At 26.4% G+C, this 1171-nt stretch carries 1 protein-coding gene and 1 pseudogene; both read left to right on the forward strand.

The features are described from left to right. Nucleotides 1-506: pseudogene (locus tag CQA44_RS12870) on the forward strand (lipase); the annotation flags it as partial. Beyond that, on the forward strand, nucleotides 506-1171 hold a 666-nt coding region (locus tag CQA44_RS12110; protein ID WP_147289807.1), incomplete at its 3' end, for a hypothetical protein. The pseudogene CQA44_RS12870 and the gene CQA44_RS12110, both read left to right, overlap by 1 nt.

Genomic DNA, 1171 nt, shown 5'->3' on the forward strand with positions numbered 1-1171 from the left:
ATTCACCCGGAGCTAAAAATCTAAAGCCCCTAAATTTAGATAATGTGTATGAGATAGATTCTACAATACTAAGTGATGCCAATAAAGACAATAAAGAAAGAGCATTATTTAAAAAAATAAGAGATTATGAATATGAAAATAGCAATCTATTAAAAGATGCCATACTTATTAATTATGATAGTGGATTATTAAATACAATTCATAAGTATTTTTCAAATAATGAAAATCTAAAAGAACATTCTATATTTTTAAGGACATTTACTTCAACAAGATTAATGCCTCTATGGTATGGTGGTGTATTATCTAATGCTACTTATAGTTATGAAATCATTAAGATTAATGAAATCTTTATGAAATGTATAACAAATCTAAAAGATAATTATCAATTACAAAAGCCTCTAGCTTGTAAAGATAATATCCACCATATAGAAGCTGATAATGATTCTAACCCAAATAATAATAAATTAATAGGTAATCTTATACATAATGATAAGAATGTAGCATAATGAAAAGATTTATAAATTGGTATAACAAAAACACAAGAAATAAAGTCATACTTTTTAGCATTATCTTTATATTTGCTTTGATGTATTCATTCCTGCATAGACCTTTGGGATTGATAATGTGGTATCAATGGAGTTATGAAAAAGAGCTTGAGCAAATGGAGACAAACCTCTATCGAGTCTATTCTGATGAAGATAAGTTTCTTGAACTCTATCACAACTTTTACGAAAAAGAAAATATTGATAAAAGAAGTAAGAAAATTGAAAAAGAGTTATTACACTATATTGATAACTTAGAAATTGATTTGCTTGCTACTACTCTTTTTGGATTAGAAGACTTGTATTTAATGGCTTTTGTTGCTAAAGCACATATTTATACAAATGACTTAGACTGGAAACTAGCTTATGCTCGTTTTAAATCTTATAGATTAAGTAAAGAGCAATTCCAATCTTATTATGATTTTCTTAAAAGTTACAACAAGTTTTTATTTTTTGTGAATGGATTAGATAATGATCTTTCTAGAGCTCTTATTCTTACAGCAAAATGGTATGCCAATTTTTTTATATTAAAATTTATTGGAATAGCATTGCCTTTAACAGATTTGACAGAGGAACAATGTTTGATGAAAGATGATATTTTGGGTGTAATGCAAAAATGCTATAATGAG

The organism is Helicobacter sp. MIT 14-3879, assembly GCF_003364125.1.